17 protein-coding genes are annotated in these 16,926 nt (G+C 55.5%); 4 read left to right on the forward strand and 13 right to left on the reverse strand.

Annotation, left to right across the window (positions count from 1 at the left end):
* Both ACIQ2T_RS06110 and ACIQ2T_RS06115 read left to right on the forward strand, forming a co-directional pair.
* Window positions 1–1,513 (forward strand): lysine--tRNA ligase (locus ACIQ2T_RS06110; protein WP_397590044.1); only part of this gene is annotated, 1,513 nt, incomplete at its 5' end.
* Window positions 1,510–2,478, forward strand: coding sequence for a magnesium and cobalt transport protein CorA (locus ACIQ2T_RS06115; protein WP_397590045.1), 969 nt, complete (start codon window positions 1,510–1,512; stop codon window positions 2,476–2,478). The genes ACIQ2T_RS06110 and ACIQ2T_RS06115, both read left to right, overlap by 4 nt.
* 1 nt (window position 2,479) lies before the next feature.
* Here the strand turns inward: ACIQ2T_RS06115 and ACIQ2T_RS06120 are convergent, their stop codons facing one another.
* From ACIQ2T_RS06120 to ACIQ2T_RS06160, 9 genes are all read right to left on the reverse strand, one after another.
* Window positions 2,480–3,520 (reverse strand): fatty acid desaturase family protein, encoded by a 1,041-nt coding sequence (locus ACIQ2T_RS06120; RefSeq protein ID WP_397590046.1) that lies wholly within the window; start codon window positions 3,518–3,520, stop codon window positions 2,480–2,482.
* A gap of 57 nt (window positions 3,521–3,577) precedes the next feature.
* Window positions 3,578–4,465 (reverse strand): alpha/beta hydrolase fold domain-containing protein, encoded by an 888-nt coding sequence (locus ACIQ2T_RS06125; RefSeq protein WP_397590047.1) that lies wholly within the window; start codon window positions 4,463–4,465, stop codon window positions 3,578–3,580.
* Between the two features lie 90 nt (window positions 4,466–4,555).
* The gene (locus tag ACIQ2T_RS06130) at window positions 4,556–6,370 is read right to left on the reverse strand and encodes a DUF885 domain-containing protein (RefSeq protein WP_397590048.1); all 1,815 of its coding nucleotides are present in this window, start codon (window positions 6,368–6,370) and stop codon (window positions 4,556–4,558) included.
* A 140-nt stretch (window positions 6,371–6,510) separates the two neighbouring features.
* Window positions 6,511–7,221, reverse strand: a complete 711-nt coding sequence (locus ACIQ2T_RS06135; RefSeq protein WP_397590049.1) for a prolyl hydroxylase family protein — start codon at window positions 7,219–7,221, stop codon at window positions 6,511–6,513.
* A gap of 12 nt (window positions 7,222–7,233) precedes the next feature.
* Complete coding sequence (locus tag ACIQ2T_RS06140; protein ID WP_397590050.1) at window positions 7,234–8,502, reverse strand: amidohydrolase family protein; 1,269 nt, start codon at window positions 8,500–8,502, stop codon at window positions 7,234–7,236.
* Between the two features lie 137 nt (window positions 8,503–8,639).
* Window positions 8,640–9,353 carry a M15 family metallopeptidase gene (locus ACIQ2T_RS06145; RefSeq protein ID WP_397590051.1) on the reverse strand — a complete coding sequence of 238 codons (714 nt, stop codon included), beginning with the start codon at window positions 9,351–9,353 and terminating at the stop codon, window positions 8,640–8,642.
* Window positions 9,329–10,678, reverse strand: coding sequence for an acetyl-CoA carboxylase biotin carboxylase subunit (gene accC, locus ACIQ2T_RS06150; RefSeq protein ID WP_397590052.1), 1,350 nt, complete (start codon window positions 10,676–10,678; stop codon window positions 9,329–9,331). The genes ACIQ2T_RS06145 and accC overlap by 25 nt, the downstream gene beginning before the upstream one ends.
* A 2-nt stretch (window positions 10,679–10,680) precedes the next feature.
* A complete protein-coding gene (gene accB, locus ACIQ2T_RS06155) occupies window positions 10,681–11,154 on the reverse strand; it encodes an acetyl-CoA carboxylase biotin carboxyl carrier protein (protein ID WP_397590053.1) in 474 nt (157 codons plus the stop codon).
* Window positions 11,155–11,198: 44 nt separating this feature from the next.
* A complete protein-coding gene (locus tag ACIQ2T_RS06160; protein WP_300038204.1) occupies window positions 11,199–11,639 on the reverse strand; it encodes a type II 3-dehydroquinate dehydratase in 441 nt (146 codons plus the stop codon).
* 87 nt (window positions 11,640–11,726) lie between these two features.
* Here ACIQ2T_RS06160 and thiS point away from each other — a divergent pair, with 87 nt between their 5' ends.
* Window positions 11,727–12,734: a sulfur carrier protein ThiS gene (gene thiS, locus ACIQ2T_RS06165; protein ID WP_397583164.1), complete on the forward strand. Its 1,008-nt coding sequence runs from the start codon at window positions 11,727–11,729 to the stop codon at window positions 12,732–12,734.
* A gap of 48 nt (window positions 12,735–12,782) precedes the next feature.
* Here thiS and ACIQ2T_RS06170 read toward each other — a convergent pair whose 3' ends face one another.
* Complete coding sequence (locus ACIQ2T_RS06170) at window positions 12,783–13,526, reverse strand: LytR/AlgR family response regulator transcription factor (protein WP_397590054.1); 744 nt, start codon at window positions 13,524–13,526, stop codon at window positions 12,783–12,785.
* Window positions 13,523–14,650, reverse strand: a complete 1,128-nt coding sequence (locus tag ACIQ2T_RS06175; RefSeq protein WP_397590055.1) for a sensor histidine kinase — start codon at window positions 14,648–14,650, stop codon at window positions 13,523–13,525. The genes ACIQ2T_RS06170 and ACIQ2T_RS06175 overlap by 4 nt, the downstream gene beginning before the upstream one ends.
* A 162-nt stretch (window positions 14,651–14,812) precedes the next feature.
* Between ACIQ2T_RS06175 and ACIQ2T_RS06180 the strand changes: the two genes are divergently transcribed.
* The gene (locus tag ACIQ2T_RS06180) at window positions 14,813–15,367 is read left to right on the forward strand and encodes a hypothetical protein (RefSeq protein ID WP_397590056.1); all 555 of its coding nucleotides are present in this window, start codon (window positions 14,813–14,815) and stop codon (window positions 15,365–15,367) included.
* 9 nt (window positions 15,368–15,376) lie between these two features.
* On the opposite strand, the gene trmB is transcribed toward ACIQ2T_RS06180, so the two are convergent.
* Window positions 15,377–16,081: a tRNA (guanosine(46)-N7)-methyltransferase TrmB gene (gene trmB / locus ACIQ2T_RS06185; protein ID WP_397590057.1), complete on the reverse strand. Its 705-nt coding sequence runs from the start codon at window positions 16,079–16,081 to the stop codon at window positions 15,377–15,379.
* Between the two features lie 54 nt (window positions 16,082–16,135).
* Window positions 16,136–16,926 (reverse strand): methionine adenosyltransferase domain-containing protein (locus tag ACIQ2T_RS06190; RefSeq protein WP_397590058.1); only part of this gene is annotated, 791 nt, incomplete at its 5' end.

A 16,926-nucleotide genomic window follows, 5' to 3' on the forward strand; every position in this document is an offset into this window, starting at 1 on the left:
GGCGCGGCGTTTGTTGAAACGCTATCCCAATGGCAAAGCCGATGGTCAGGCGATTATTTTCGAATGTGGCTATGGTCCATCCGGCCTGCCGCACATCGGTACCTTCAATGAAGTGCTGCGCACGACGATGGTGCGCAACGCATTTCAGGCATTGTCCGATGCACCAACACGGTTGATTGAATTTTCGGACGATATGGACGGCCTGCGCAAGGTGCCGGACAATGTGCCCAATCAGGCGATGCTCACCGAACATTTGGGCAAGCCCCTGTCGCGTATCCCGGATCCGTTTGAAAAGTTTGAAAGCTTCGCTGCGCATAACAACGCAATGCTGCGCGACTTTCTCGACCAGTTCGGTTTTGAATATGAGTTCATCTCGTCCTCGTCGCAATATGAAAGCGGGGCGTTTGATGATGCGTTGAAAAATGTGCTGCGCAATTATCAGGGCATATTGGACATCATGCTGCCGACCTTACGCAAAGAACGCGCGGCCACCTATTCGCCCATTTTACCGATCAGCGAAAAGACCGGCATTGTGCTTCAGGTGCCGGTTGAAGTTGTCGATGCCGAAGCTGGACTTGTCCGCTTTGACGACGATGGCGACATGGTGACGCAGTCGGTCTTGGGCGGCAAGTCAAAGCTGCAGTGGAAGGTCGATTGGGCGATGCGCTGGGTCGCATTGGGCGTCGATTATGAAATGTATGGCAAGGACCTAACCGACAGCGGCGTACAGTCGGGTAAGATTGCGCGTGTTCTTGGCGGACGCCCGCCTGAAAGCCTAATTTACGAAATGTTTCTCGACGAAAAAGGCGAGAAGATTTCCAAGTCCAAGGGCAATGGCCTCGCGCTTGAAGACTGGCTGAAATATGGCACCGAAAACAGCGTTGCCTTTTATGCCTTTCGCGAACCCAAAAGCGCAAAGCAACTGCACTTGGGCGTAGTGCCCAAAGCGGTCGATGAATATTTCCAGTTCCGCGCGCAATGGCATGAACAGCCGGTTGAAAAGCGCTTGGGCAACCCCGTGCACCATGTCCACAATGGTAAAGTGCCAAGTGGGCAGCCGCCGGTCACGTTCGGCCTGTTGCTGAACCTTGTTGGCGTGATGGGTGCAGGCGCGACCGAAGACCAGGTTTGGGCCTATCTTGGCAATTATGCTCACAATGTCTCGCCGGAAAACGCACCTGAACTTGCGGAGCTTATTCCAATCGCTTTGGCCTATAACCGGGACTTCGTTGCGCCGACCTTGCAAAAGCGCAAGCCCGAAGGCGTTGAGGTTGCAGCATTGCAGGCGCTTGACGCGCGGCTTGCAGCATTACCTGCCGACGCAACGGCGGAAGACATTCAAAACATCGTCTATGAAATCGGCAAAGAGGGCGGGTTTGAAAATCTGCGCGATTGGTTCAAGGCCTTGTACGAAACGCTTTTGGGTTCAAGCGCTGGCCCGCGCATGGGCAGCTTCATTGCGCTTTATGGCTTGGCCAACAGCCGCCAACTCATCGCAGAGGCGCTTGCATGACAACCATTGCCGCGCGCCTTTATCACGATGGTAAGGCCGCGCAGGAAATCGACCTAAGCAACCCGATACCGCACATCACGCGGCCCAATGATTTTATCTGGATCGGGTTGCACGAGCCCGATGATATCGCGCTTAAGCGGGTGCAGGACCATTTCGGTCTTCACCCTTTGGCGGTCGAAGACGCGCTTGATCCGAAGCATTTGCCGAAAGTTGACGCATATGGGGATCATCTTTTTCTGGTGATCCGCACACCGCAATTGGCGGGCGACAAGATTATCTACGGCAACACGGCCATTTTTATGGGGCGGCAGTTCATCATTACCGTGCGCCATGGGTCGGAGCGGTCGCACAGCCCCGTTCGGGATCAGCTTGAGGCAACGCCGTGGTTGTTGCGGCAGGGTGCGGATTATGTCCTCCACGCCATATTGGACTTCATCGTTGATGGCTATGGTGACTTGGTCGATGTGATGGAGGAAAAGGTGCTCGTCATGGAAGAGCGCGCGATCGACAATTTCCTGCGTTCCGCCGAAACCAGTCGCATTTTCATGCTGCGCCGCGAGTTGTTCCGTTTGCAGCGGATATTGGGACCAACCGAAGATCTGGCCAGCCGCTTTATCAACCTTGAACTGCCGCAGGTGGACGCGAACATTTATCCTTATATGCGCGACCTGCTCGACCATATTCGGCGCTTGGTTTACCGCGTTGAGGGGCTGCGTGACACGCTGACCTCCGTCATCGAAACCAGCGGGCTGCTGGAGCAACAACGGCAGGGGGCAATTACCCGTCAGCTGGCCGCATGGGCAGCGATACTTGCCGTGCCGACCGCGATTGCGGGCATTTATGGCATGAACTTCGCACATATGCCTGAGCTGAATTGGGAATATGGCTATTTTCTGATCGTCGGTGTCATGGCGAGTATTTGCCTGACATTATATGTGAAATTCAAACGATCAGGCTGGCTGTGATTTAACGTACAACCTGTGCGAGGACATCGCGGTAATTGGGTGAGACTGTCATCCGAGGATAAAAGCCGCCAGTGCCGAGCAAGCGGTGCGTTGCTGCTAAATTATAGCAGGGCACGCCCATGAACAGATGATGTTCGCTGTGATAATTAACCCAATAAGGCGCGACCGTCATGCGGGCAATGGCGCCGGCTTGCGTGGTCCGTGCGTGGGTGAACGGATCCCCGCTACCCGTTGGCGTGCAGGCATGCTCCGCGATGTTGCGGATACGCAGGAACAATTGAAACGTCGTCGCGAGCGCGGTGAGCCAAAGCAAAAATGGCGTCCAGCCCCAGACGACCAAAGATATTGCCAGCAAGATTGTCTGCACGAGCAGAAACCGCCCCACTGTGCGCGCGGTCGTTTTTGCGCCGTCGACATTGGCGACAGGTGCGTTGAGGCCAGTCCGGTTCTGCATGTTAAGCGCGCGCCCAGCATTGGTGTCGGCTTTGCCGTTGCTGCCTTCGCGGCGCAGCATAAATTGCGCACCGCGCAAGGCCACCGCGAATTGCGCACGGCGTTGCTTGTAAAAAGTCTGCCCAGTCAAATCACGGATGAACTTGCGGCGCAGGCTGTCGCGGCTGGTCGGGAAGGGCGCGGATAAAGCGAGGTCGGGGTCCTCGGCCTGCTGGGTGAATTTGTGGTGCGTCAGATGATAGGCGCGATAGGCATGCAAATCGCTCCCCGTTGCCGCACCTGTTAGCCATTGGCCAAGCCAGTTGTTGGTCTTGCGGTCGGGGTGCAGCAGACCATGCGCGCCATCATGCATCAGGATCGAAAGCCCCAATTGCCGGCCGCCGAGGATGGCCAGCACAAAGGGCGTCACCAAAAGCCCAGCGCGCCAGTCATAGGCCCATGCCGCCGCGCCGCCAAAGGTGGCAAGCGCAACAACCATCCAGCCATGCAGCACAAGCGATATCCCACGCCAACGCGACAGCGTGGTGATCGCGCGCCAATCCTCTGCGGCGAAAACTTCGCGCGGGTTGGCTGCCTTCACAGCCGGCATGATGCGTCACCTTTCATATGGGCAATATAGCGCGCCATGCGGGGGTCCGCAAACGCGCTATGCCACCGCCTGTGCAACGAAGTCGGCCATCTGCGCCTGGGCCTTGCGCGACTCGCTGAAGCTAAAGATCGGCCAGTCGTGCATCATGCCCGAAAGCTCCGTAACCTCCACCGATGGCAGCTTGGCTTTTAGCGCGCGCGAGTCTGTTACCAAGATATCATCGCCGCCGGCAAAGGCCAAAATGGATGGCAAGCCATCCCAATTGCCAAAGATCGGGCTGCACCGTGGGTCTGTACGCGGCAAGTCGCCGGCGTACAGCGTGCCGCCTTCGGAAATGCCGCTGATGGTCAATATCCCGTCGCGCGGTTCCGTTTTCAACTGGTCAGGATGGGCGGGATCCAAATTGAGCCAAGGGCAAATGAGTAATAGGGCCGCAGGCAAGGGCTGCGCCGCATCGCGTGCCATTTGCGCCAATGCTGCGGTCAGGCCGCCGCCTGCGGAATCGCCACCCATGACAAAAGGCTTATGGCCGATCTCATCCCTGTAAGCGGCGTAATAATCATTGGCCCAAGATGTGATATGGTCGGCGGCATTTTCGGGCGCGAGCGGATAGAGCGGCGCGGTTACCGACCAGCCATATTGCGCGGCCATGTGCGACAGAAATTTCCAGTGGACGGAGGTTGCAGGATACACATATCCGCCGCCATGCCAGAACAGGACATGCGCGCTTGGCGCGCGGCCCTTAGGCGCTATATGCCAGACAGGTCGGTCCTGAAACGTGCTTTGCCGCACGTCGAGACCGGCCTTTACAACTGGCGACGGCTGCGGTCCCGACCGGACCTTAGAAATGTTTTTCTGAAATTGCGGGCCACCTGTAAACATCCGGCGATAATGGCCTGTGGTGCGCAACATAAATCCAACGAAGCTGGCGGCAAAACTTGGCATAAATATACTCCCCTTGAGCGGGCGCTATATCAACGCGTTGAACCAATCAAGCGCTTCCCGGTAAGCAATCTCACCGGGAAGCGTATGCGCTTACTTCGATGCTGCAATCCAGTCGTCGATTTTCTTTTCAAGCACAGTCAGCGGCAATGCCCCTGTATTCAGAACTTGGTTATGGAATTCGCGGACATCGAATTTGCTACCCAGTTCCTTCTTCGCTTTGTCCTTCAGGCGCATAATCGTAAGCGCGCCGATTTTATAAGCCAATGCTTGGGATGGAATGGCGATATACCGCTCGACTTCAGCCGTGGCATCCGTTTTGCCCATGTCGCTATTGGCGAGCATATATTCGATGGCCTGTTCGCGGGTCCATCCCTTGCTGTGGATACCAGTGTCAACCACAAGGCGCATGGCGCGCAGCATCTCGTCCGACAATGTGCCGAAGCGCTGATAGGGGTCCTTAAATAGCCCCATTTCATAACCCAAGGTTTCAGAATAAAGCGCCCATCCTTCGACATAGGCCGTGTTGCCGCCGAAGCGCATGAAAGCAGGCAGCTTCTCATTTTCCTGCGCGATGCTGATCTGGAAATGGTGCCCCGGCGCGCCTTCATGCAAATACAGCGTGGTCATGCCCGGCGTGGTGCGGCTGGGAAGGTCATAGGCGTTGAAGTAAAAAGTCCCAGGCCGCGAACCGTCCGGCGTGCCTTGCTGATAGCTGCCGCCTGCTTCATATTTTTCGCGGAATTCTTCGTATGGTTTAATCTCAAGCGGTGCCTTTGGCAGATATTTGAACTGCGTTGAAATGGCCGCATCAACCTTTTTGCCGATATCATAATAGCCCTGGGTCAGCGACGCGCGGCTCGTTGGCTTTAATTTGGGATCATTGCGCAGATGTTCGAAAAATGCGCCTAACGTACCTTTGAACCCGACTTCTTTCTTGATGGCCTCCATGCCCGATGCAATCCGTGCAACTTCCGATAGCCCAAGATTGTGAATGTCATCGGCCTTTAACGGCAGGGTCGTGGTTTGCTCGATGAGATATTGATAGAGTGCTTCGCCGCCCTTCATGGCCGATAGGCCGACTTGCTCGCGCGCCAAGGGCAAATAGCTGTCACGCAGAAAGTCGCGCAACCGAGCGTTGGCTGGATATAAGCCGTTTACAATGATGTCGCGATATTCGGAAGTCAGGCGGGCTTTGTCGGCATCACTGAAGCTTTCCGGAAACATCAGGACAGGGCCATAATAAGGCGATTCCTCGGTTTTCTGCGCCAGCTGCGTATTGAGTTGATCAACAACATTCGCAATGGTCATTTTCGTTTCAAAAACGCCAGACGCCATGCCCTGACGGAACCGGTCAATGGACCTATCCATCAACAGGATGAACTCTTTGTGCCGCTTCAGATTGTTGTCATAATCTTCGACTGTCTTGAAAGGCGCTGCACCCTGACCGCTGGCAAAAGTGGGATAAAAAGTATGATAGCCGAAAAAGTGGTTGAGCGGGCGGACCACAGTGAGGTCCATGATGTCCTTGGAGAGCCCCTTTAGCGCATCTGTCTGCACCTGCTTAAACACGTCATAGGCGATTTTGTCGGTAGCATTCAGCCTGTCGCGGTCAATAGTCTTCAGGCCTTCCAGATTTGCCTGCGCAGCGCTCCGTTCATTATCGAAATAGGCGTCGGTGATCATGTCGCCAAAGCGATCCGCATAGCGCATATCGCCACGGAAAAGGGCGTTAAGCGGGTTGCGCTTCAGGCTTGCTTCGTCATCGGCGGCAAATAATGCGGCCAGTCTCTGGCTTTCTGTGGCCGCAGGTTGCGCCGCCTCTGTGGCCTCCGCATGTACGACCGTTGCGCCAAAAGGCGTGAGCAAGGCCACGCTTGCAAGAAGAATGCGTGAAGCTGTTTTCATGTAATACTCTCCGGAATTTATACAGGGCATCAACATGATGCCGCGTGCTTTTGTTCCTGCCAGTCCCCCTTGGACAGAGCGGGCGCAAACGGGTTTCGACAGACGACAAACACCATAAGGCGGGCGATGCGCTGTGCGTATTATGAAGGCTTGGGCGTGTTAATTTCCAGCCAATCATTCTGCCGGTACCATTTGGTGATAACGTGCTTCACCCCGCGCACAACGGGCGTGCCAGTGTGCAATGTTTTGTAGTTGAGCGTCCCGTCAGGCTTCACATTGTTCCATATCAGCATCATCCCCGCCTGCGGCCGAACGCCAAGCCCAAGATGTGGAAATTCCGTTGCGCCGCCCTCTTCGGGTTCGTTCAGGAAAATCATCGCGGTCCAGCTGCGTTGCCCACCCGATGGACCTTCATGCGCCCAATAGTCTTGCGTTGGGTGGAAGAAATCGTGATGCGCCTTAAACTCTTGCCCGACCTGATAGCGTTGCCCCTGCATTGTTTCGGCATAGGTGTTATCGATGCCCAGAACATCGCTCATCCGTGCCTCGACCTTGGCGATGAAAGCGTCCCACCGGTTGAGATGGCAGCTATAGCTGGTGCGAAAGCCTTCCTGCTCGGTGCCCTTGTACAATGTCGATGGTACGGCATCGGCGTCTATTTTTGCGATCAGGGTTTTGCAATCGGCTGCACTTAAAAACCCCTCATACAGATAGAGCTGCGCCTCTGCATGGTCGACCTGCTGCACAAGCGGATTGGCATCCAAACGCTTTGTGACAAGCGTGCCAATGCGCGCAAGCTTTGTAGGATCGTTGTTGGGATCAAACTCTGGGGCGGTTGTATCTGTTTGCATGAGGTCACCGAATCATGGAACGATGCGACCTCTTACCATGACCCAGTCCGCCTTTTCGAGAGTGCGAATGTTGGTCAGCGGATTTTCTTCGACGGCGACCATATCGGCAGAATAACCAACCGCGATCCGCCCGATTTCATTTTCCATCCCAAGCGTTTTTGCGGCAACTGTGGTTGCGCTTGCCAGCGCCTCCGTTGGGGTCATGCCCGCTTTCACCAACAAAGCAAATTCGCCGCCATTGCTGCCATGTTCGAACACACCGGCGTCGGTTCCAAAGGCGATAGTTACGCCCATGGCCTTGGCGCGCGTGACCTGCCGCCCTGCCGCTTCAAGCGCTTGCTTTGCCTTTACTTCGACAGTGGGGGTGTAGATGCCCTTGCCGAGGCGTGCGCGCACGCCTTCTAATGCCATAAGCGTCGGTACTAAAACCGTGCCTTTGGCTTTCATAACCTTCAACGCAGCTTCATCAGCAAATGTCCCATGTTCGATGGAGTCGATCCCCGCTGCGGCCGCTGCCTCAATGCCGCGCGCGCCGTGGGCATGCGCCATAACCTTTAGCCCAAGCGAGTGGGCAGTGTTGGCGATGGAGACCATTTCTTCATTGGTGAAATGCGCTTCCAATCCTCTGCCTTGTTGCGACAAAACGCCGCCCGTGGCGGTAATTTTGATAACGTCCGCACCGGATTTAGAGGATTTGCGCACCTTTTCGGCGCATTCAACTGGGCCGGTGCAGGTATATCCCGAAGCTAGCGCAGTAAGCACATCTGTGCGGAACCCGGTAACATCGCCATGCCCGCCGACAATGGACAAAGCAGGCCCAGCGGCGATTATCCGTGGCCCAATGATCCGTCCCTCCGCAGTGCCACGGCGCAAGACAAAAGCCGTATTTTGCGCAGAGCCAGCCTCGCGGACGGTAGTAAAGCCAGCCTTGACCGTTAGTGCCGCGTTCTTAACGCCCATGACCACACCCCATTCGTCGGGATTAACCGCTTCATCGCGGAAATCATCGCCCGGGTCGCCGGTCAAATGGACGTGTAAATCAATAAGGCCAGGGACCAATGTCTTGGTAGACAAGTCGACAACCATATCCGCTTGAAACGGATTTTTTGTGCCTTTCGCAATGTCTTTGATACGCCCATCTTCAATAAGGATCACAGCTGGACCTGTGGGGCCGGTTGCAGCATCGGGAATGAGGTTGCCGACGATGATGGCTTGAGTCGCTGCCAAAGTGGGCGCTGAAACCAAGGCGGCTGCGCCTGCGAGCAATAGATACCGTAACATCAAAACCTCTCCCATTTTTATGAAACGGAGATTGGTCAGGTTGTCACGATGTTACAAGGAAAAAGGCCGGGTTTATTAATCAAGTGCCGCGACCCATGATAAACTGCTTCGATGATGCGTTTCGATGACGGTGGGTTTTAGGGGATCTGGTTAAACGGGATATCCATGACCGGAAATTGCTCCCATCCGGTAAAATCAAAATGCCACCACTCATTGGATAAACCCACAAAACCCTCCGCCTCCAGATAGCGCGCCAAGCGGGCACGGTTCGAAATGGCTGTGGCAGATGCACCCATATAATCACGATGCGCTTTTTCCGAAAAATCGTCAAACTCGGTTGGCATTTCGACAAGCTGCCCGTTGCGCAAGTCATGCAAGGTCAAATCGACGGCACAACCGCGATTGTGTTTGGACCCTCTTTTGGGGTCGGCGACATATTCTTTCTTGGGACCAACGGGCGTGGCCTCCCACAGTTTTTTAGTAATGCGCCACGGGCGATAGGCATCGTAAATCGTTAGACCGAAACCATCGGCTTGCGCGGCTTTGCTGGCACGCGCGACGGCTTGCGCGGCAGGTGCGGCCAAAAACGCGCGGGCTTCGTCATACAACACCCCGCCGGTAAAATTGTTGGCGGTCGCATACCGCATGTCGAGCCTGATCGTGGGATCGAGCTTTATGAGCTCTAACAACCTTTTGGGGTCATCAGGCTTAAGCGCTGCGGCTTTGTTCGCTGGAATGAACGCCACATCGCGGTCGGGACCAACCGCCGCGCAGCCGACCAGTGGCAGGGCAGAAAGCCCGAAAGCCACCTCACGGCGCGAGAAGATTATTCCGCGTCCTTCGCGAGCCATTCTTCAAGCCATTTGATGGTGTAATCGCCATTCTGGAAATCGGGCTCTTCCAACAGACGTTGGTGCAACGGAATGGTGGTCTTCATGCCCTCAATCACAAACTCGCCAAGCGCACGGCGCAAGCGCATCAGGCAGCCTTCACGTGTCTGGCCATAAACAATCAACTTGGCGATCATGCTGTCATAATAAGGCGGGACTTTATAGCCATGATACAGGCCGCTATCGACGCGCACATATAATCCGCCGGGCGGGTGATACCATGTGACGGTTCCAGGCGAGGGCATGAACGTGCGCGGGTCTTCGGCGTTGATCCGGCATTCAACCGCATGGCCCGTGAAGGTTACGTCTTCTTGCTTAAACGAAAGCGGTTTTCCTTCGGCGACGCGGATTTGTTCGCGCACCAAATCAATACCAGTGATCATTTCGGTGACAGGATGTTCGACCTGCAACCGCGTGTTCATTTCGATGAAATAGAAATCACCATCTTCCCAGAGGAACTCGATAGTGCCCGCGCCGCGATAGCCCATGTCGGCCATCGCCTTGGCGCAAATATTTCCCATGCGGTCGCGCTCGGCGGTGGCGAGTACAGGTGACGGTGCTTCTTCGAGGACCTTTTGATGCCGCCGCTGCAGCGAGCAATCACGTTCACCCAAATGCACGGCATTGCCATTGCCATCGCCGAAAATCTGGAATTCGATATGGCGCGGGTTGCCGAGATATTTTTCGAGATACACGGTCGCATCACCGAATGCCGCTTTCGCTTCGGACCCGGCTTGCTGCATTTGGGTCTCAAGCTCTTCTTCGCTGTTCACGACCTTCATGCCGCGGCCGCCGCCGCCTGACGCAGCTTTGATGATGACAGGATAGCCGATGTCGCGTGCGATCGCCTTGGCTTCATCCACATCCTCAATCGCGCCGTCGGAGCCGGGCACAAGCGGAAGACCCAATGCGCCTGCCGAACGCTTGGCTTCGACCTTGTCTCCCATGGTCCGGATATGCTCGGGCTTCGGGCCGATCCATGTGATATTATGGCTTTCAACGATTTCGGCAAACTGGGCGTTTTCTGACAAGAAACCATAGCCGGGGTGAATGGCGTCGGCATGGCTGATTTCGGCCGCGGAAATAATCGCTGGAATGTTTAGGTAGCTGTCAGTCGCCGATGGCGGTCCGATGCAAATTGCTTCATCGGCAAGCCGCACATGCATGGCGTCTGCGTCGGCCGTTGAATGGACGGCAACCGTCTTGATCCCCATTTCATGCGCAGCGCGGTGAATACGCAGCGCGATCTCGCCGCGGTTGGCGATCAGGATTTTCTCAATGGCCATTTTTACGCAATCGCCAACAATGGCTGGTCATATTCGACTGGCTGACCGCTTTCGACATAAATTTCGGTGACGGTGCCTGAACTGGCGGCAACAATCGGGTTCATAACCTTCATTGCTTCGATAATCAGGACAGTGTCGCCAGCTTTCACTTGCTGACCAATGCTCACAAAAGGTGCCGCTTCGGGGTCAGGCGTGAGATATACCGTACCGACCATCGGGGACTTCATGGCATTGGCAGAGATAGCAGGGGCGCTTGGTGCAGCAACGGCCGCAGCCGGTATCGCGGCTGGTGCCGCAACGGGCGCAGCCGCCAAAGGTGCCGCCACCGCAGTCATCGTGCGCGACACGCGAATTTTGCGTTCGCCGTCCGCAACCTCGATTTCGCTGAGACCAGTGTCGTTCAGCACCGCCGCCAATTCGCGGACAAGGTCCGTGTCGACTTGCATGCTGCCAGTAGTTCCTGTCTTCGCCGCCATGTAGTACTCCTTGGGACGCTAAAATTATATTGCAGCGCCTAATGTCAAAGTTGTAACGCTACGTCCAGCGCCAGTTCGTACGACTTTGCCCCATGTCCCGCAAAGACCGCCTTAGCGGCCATGCCAACATAGCTCAAATGCCGGAAAGATTCCCTTTTGTGGGGATCGGATAAATGCACTTCGAATACTGGTACAGTGATCGCCTTGATCGCGTCCAAGATTGCGACTGACGTGTGGGTAAAGCCGGCAGCGTTCAATAACACGGCCTTCGCGCCAACGGCTTGCGCCTCATGCAGCCAGTCAATCAAATGGCCTTCATGGTTGGACTGCCGAAAATCGATAGAGGCACCCGCGGCGCGTGCACGGTCGTCCAATCGGCCCGCGATATCATCAAGGGTGTCGGTGCCGTAAATTTCAGGTTCGCGTGTACCAAGCAAATTGAGATTTGGTCCATTCAGAACAAAGATTGTTGGCTGGTCAGCCAAAATACGTCCCCCAATATTATCAAAGCAGCGGTTGCACACCGCGTCCGGGAAGCACTATATGCCTCTCGACAAAAATAGCGAGATGAAATGACCTCTTCCCTATCAACCGATTCTATCTCCCTGACGCTTAATGGCGATCTGCGCCGCTTTCGTAAGTCTGCCACTGTTGCCGACCTTGTCCGAGACATTGGCCTTGATCCGAGCAAAGTGGCGGTGGAGCGCAACCTTGAAATCGTCTCGCGTTCGACGCTGGAAGACGTTGTCTTGGCCGATGGCGACAGGTTGGAGATCGTCCATTTTGTTGGCGGCGGGCAAGACAGCGCCCCGAATGATAGCTGGACCGTGGCGGGACGCACCTTTCATTCGCGGCTGATTGTGGGGACTGGCAAATATAAGGATTTTGAACAAAATGCCGCCGCGCTTGTGGCATCGGGCGCAGAGATAATCACGGTCGCTGTCCGGCGCGTCAATGTGTCGGACCCCAAGGCGCCGATGTTGACGGATTTTATCGACCCTAAAAAATATACGTATTTGCCCAATACCGCTGGCTGCTTCACCGCGGACGACGCGATCCGTACCTTGCGCTTGGCGCGCGAAGCTGGTGGTTGGGATCTTGTAAAGCTTGAGGTATTGGGCGAGGCCAAGACGCTATACCCCGATATGCGCGAAACATTAAAGGCGACTGAGGTCCTGGCTAAGGAAGGCTTCTTGCCTATGGTCTATTGCGTCGATGATCCGATAGCGGCCAAGCAATTGGAGGACGCAGGTGCAGTCGCGGTGATGCCATTGGGCGCGCCGATTGGTTCGGGGCTTGGCATTCAAAACCGCGTTACCATCCGCTTGATTGTCGAGGGCGCTAAGGTTCCCGTTTTGGTGGATGCAGGCGTTGGTACTGCATCTGATGCCGCAGTGGCGATGGAGTTGGGCTGCGATGGTGTGCTCATGAACACCGCGATTGCCGAGGCCAAGAACCCTATTGCCATGGCAACCGCGATGAAGCTTGCGGTTCAGTCCGGCCGCATGGCCTATCTGTCGGGCAGAATGGGTCGGCGCATGTATGCGGACCCTTCCAGCCCGCTTGCTGGCTTAATCTAAACTTTCTCAATAGATTGAGGAAATGGCCTTAGCTTTTGCCGCAGCCTATCATTTACCAGCAAGGCGTTTGACGTCCGCCAGATATTTGCGCCCGATGCGCATCGCATGGTCTTCACCCAATATCGCGTGCCAGACACCGCCACCTTCATGCCGCAGCCCGATAATCAGGTCCCTGCGCACAATATGGCTGCGGTGGATGCGCTGAAATTGTTCCGGGTCCAAACGCTGCTCAAGCGTTGAAATGGTTTGGTGCAGCAGATAGCTGCGCCCTGCCGTATGCAGCCGCATATAGTCCCGCTCTGCTTCAATCCGTTCAATGTCTATCGCGGCAATGCGGATAAGTTCAGCGCGATGCGATACCCAGAATTCATGCGCATATCTGCCGTCGGTTTTTAAAGACGGAACTGCTGACTGCGCCTCGGCGTCATGGGTGCTGTAAGCGCGGGCTATAGCGCGGCCAAGCCGTTCGCTCGACACGGGCTTCAACACATAATCTACAACGTCCAAGTCAAAGGCTTCGACCGCAAAATTGTCGTACGCGGTGATCAGAATAATCGCTGGCTTTTTGTGCATCAATCCCAAGGCGCGCGCAGCGTTGATGCCGTCCATTTTCGGCATGCCTATATCCAGAAAGATGAGGTCGGGCGTCAATTGCTCGGCGATCTGGAGCGCTTCGATACCGTCACCTGCCGTGCCAACAATGTCGATAACGGGATGGTCGGCGATTAAGGTTACAAGGCGCTCGACGGCGAGTGGTTCGTCATCAACGATTACCGTCCGCAAGCGTTTCATGCCGCTATCCTATGGCTTAAAGGCAAAGTGAGCATCGCGATAAATCCGCCGCCATCCGACAGTTTTGTATCGAGGCGCGCGGCTGATCTATAGCGGGCTTCCAATCTGTCACGCACATTGGCAAGGCCAATGCCGCTACCGCCGACATGATCGGCATCCATTACCTCGCCATCGTCAACGACACACAGCACAAGGACATTACCTTCGCTTTTGGCGTTGATGATGATTTCAACCGGACGTGTGGTGCGCGATACCCCATATTTGATCGCATTTTCGACAAGGGGCTGCAGGATTAAGGCAGGCACATGCTGACCCATTAACGCATCGGGAATATCGATTTTGACGCGCAGCCGTTTGGGATAACGCACGCTTTCGATTTCCAGATACAGCCTTTGAAGTTCAACCTCTTCGGCAAGTGTGACATCCTCAAGTGGATCAGATGACAGGCTTGTCCGGTAGAAATTGGACAGATTCTGGATCATCGCCTCGGCCTCTTTGGGTTTTCCGGTAAGGACAAGGCTTGAGAGCGAATTCAGGGTGTTGAACAGAAAATGGGGATTGACCTGATACCGCAGTGAACGCAGTTCGGCATCCTGCGCCGCTTGCGCAAATCGAGAGGTTTTGCGCTCGGCCTCCCGAACTTCGCGCGCATAGCCGATGGCGACGTACAGTGAGCTCCACGCGATCAGGAAGAAATAATGCGTGACCGAAATATCGGCGATTTCTTGCCAGAAGGACAGCCCCAGCTGCACCTTCAAATCCTCAACCGACTGCCCGAGGCTTGGGTCTTTGAAAAGGCTAATAGGGTCGTACAGATTGAAAATATAAAAATTGGCAGATGCCAAGACTATAGCGCACGGGATTGCACCGATAAACGCCACGCTCACGCGAGAACTAAGTGACCGGCGGTCCGCAACCCGCAGACCGAAATACAATATCCACGTCACCAGCACACCCACTAACCCTACCATCAAGCGGCGTTCGAACAACACCGTCTGTGCCGGAAAATCGAGCAGTGCCGCGCGCAATGACAATATGAGCGCGTAAAACGCCCAGAACCCAATGATGGTCAGCAGGGCCATCTGATGGCCGATAAGTGCATTGCGGGGCGTGGATTTATCCATGTCTTGCTATAGCCGGTTTTACGCCAGTTGCACCACGTGCTGCGTCTCTCGTCGAATGCCGCGTTAATTTGGTCGAATGTTTATCCACTGCATCGGTTGTTAATCCTTCGCTAAACATGTTGGAGCGATTATGTTATTCTTGGAATTAAGAGGGATATCGGCATGACGAAAGCAACGCATGAAGGTCCGGGCAGCTTAACATTGGCCGAAATGAAAGAATTTGCTGGTTTTAGCGCCGCGACACAGCGGTATATCCGGCGGTCATTGGATGTTGCGTTTGATCGCAAGGATGCCATTGCCCTGTGGTCACGCGACGCGGTCGAGGTTACGTCGATTGATGCCCAATATCTATTTTACGCACGTTTGCCGGATATCAAAGCGTTGGTTCCGGATTCGGCTGTGCTGCAAGATGCCGAGCCCTTTCTGGCGCAACTGATTACCCTGTCGGCATTTGATTTGGGGCAGGGACCGATTGCATGCTTTGCGGCATATCGGTTTTTGTACGAGCGGTTGCTTGGCGCCGATGCGCGGCCTTGGTTGCCCGCAGCATTCTGCGCGGCAGCATCAATGCCCCATGTGCCGCCCAGTAAGCGCAAAATCTTGCTGCAATCGATCAGCGAGGCTGCGGTTACCGCGACAGGTTGGTCAAAGCGCCCGCCAAGCTTTTATCCTGAATGGGTGGACAAGGTTGAGGCCGGCAGTAGCCGCGCTTTTTAAGCAGTCGGTCTAAGCTGGCTTACGCTGATAGCGGAAATACCAGACCTCGTGCCCCTGACGGCGTGCCTTGGCCTCATAACGGGTTTCGGGCCAGCCGCCGGGACGGTTCTGAAAATCGGCCGCATTGTTGCAGAGCCAATCGAATTGCTGCCGATGCCGCTGCATTACCATCAACGCATGGCGGACATATACGGGGTGGTCCGTGCCGAACCGGAATTCGCCGCCAGGCTTTAATTTTGCCGCGATCAAATCCAATGGCCCATCATTCATCATCCGGCGTTTCACATGCCGTGCTTTTGGCCAAGGGTCCGGATGCAGCAGATAGACAAAAGATAATGACTTATCGGGAACGCGGCGCAGCATCTCCAAGGCATCGCCCATATGCAGACGCACATTGTGCAGTCCGCCTTCGCGGATATGGGATAAAGCTTGGGCAACGCCGTTGAGAAACGGCTCGCATCCGATAAAGCCATGATCGGGCAGCATGTCGGCGCGGTAGGCCATATGCTCCCCGCCACCAAAGCCGATTTCAAAGTGCATGGAGCGGTCGTCGCCGAACAGATCCATGCTGCCAAGCGGGCCTTCGTCTGGAACCGCGATTTGCGGCAACAGATTCTCAACCAACTCATTGTGCTCGGAACGCAGCTTTTTGCCCTTTGAACGGCCATATAGGCGGTTCAGCGTCGTTGGGTCACCGGTCTTGTTCGCAGTCATAGGCGTGGCGGCTAAACTTTCGGCCGCCACCCTGCAAGTGTAATCAAGTGGTCCTTACCCTAAAGCAGCTTTCAAATCTTCGACGAGATCGGTGCGCTCCCATGGGAAGAAATCGCCCTCCGGCTTGCGACCGAAATGGCCATAAGCGGCGGTCCGGCGGTAAATGGGCTTGTTGAGGCCAAGATGGGTGCGAATACCGCGGGGGGTAAGGCCACCCAGTTTTTCGATGCCCATGATTGCCGTTTCAATTTGGTCATCGCCGACAACGCCGGTGCGGTGCGTGTCGACATAGAGCGACAATGGCTTGGACACGCCAATGGCGTAAGCAAGCTGAATGGTGCAGCGCGTGGCGAGGCCGGCGGCGACGATATTCTTGGCAAGGTAGCGCGTGATGTACGCGGCGGAACGATCGACCTTTGTCGGGTCCTTACCCGAAAACGCGCCGCCACCATGCGGGGCTGCGCCGCCATAAGTATCAACAATGATCTTGCGTCCGGTCAGGCCAGCATCGCCATCCGGTCCGCCAATTTCAAAGCTGCCGGTCGGGTTGATGTGATACTCGGTTTCGGTCAGCAGGCTTGCCGGAAGCAGGTCGGCAATGACGCCCTTCACATAATTATGCAGCTGCGCCTCTTTTTCGCCTTGGTCATATCCCGGTGCATGCTGGGTGGAGACGACAATCGCGGTTGCAGCTTCAGGCTTGCCTTCGCTGTTATAACGCAAAGTGACCTGGCTTTTGGCGTCCGGCTCCAGAAACGGTGCTGCGCCCGAATGACGGTCAGCGGCCATGCGCTCGAGGATCTTGTGGCTGTAATCCAGCGTGGCGGGCATCAGGTCAGGCGTCT

This window comes from Sphingorhabdus sp., from assembly GCF_044357595.1.
Classification (GTDB): domain Bacteria; phylum Pseudomonadota; class Alphaproteobacteria; order Sphingomonadales; family Sphingomonadaceae; genus Sphingorhabdus_B.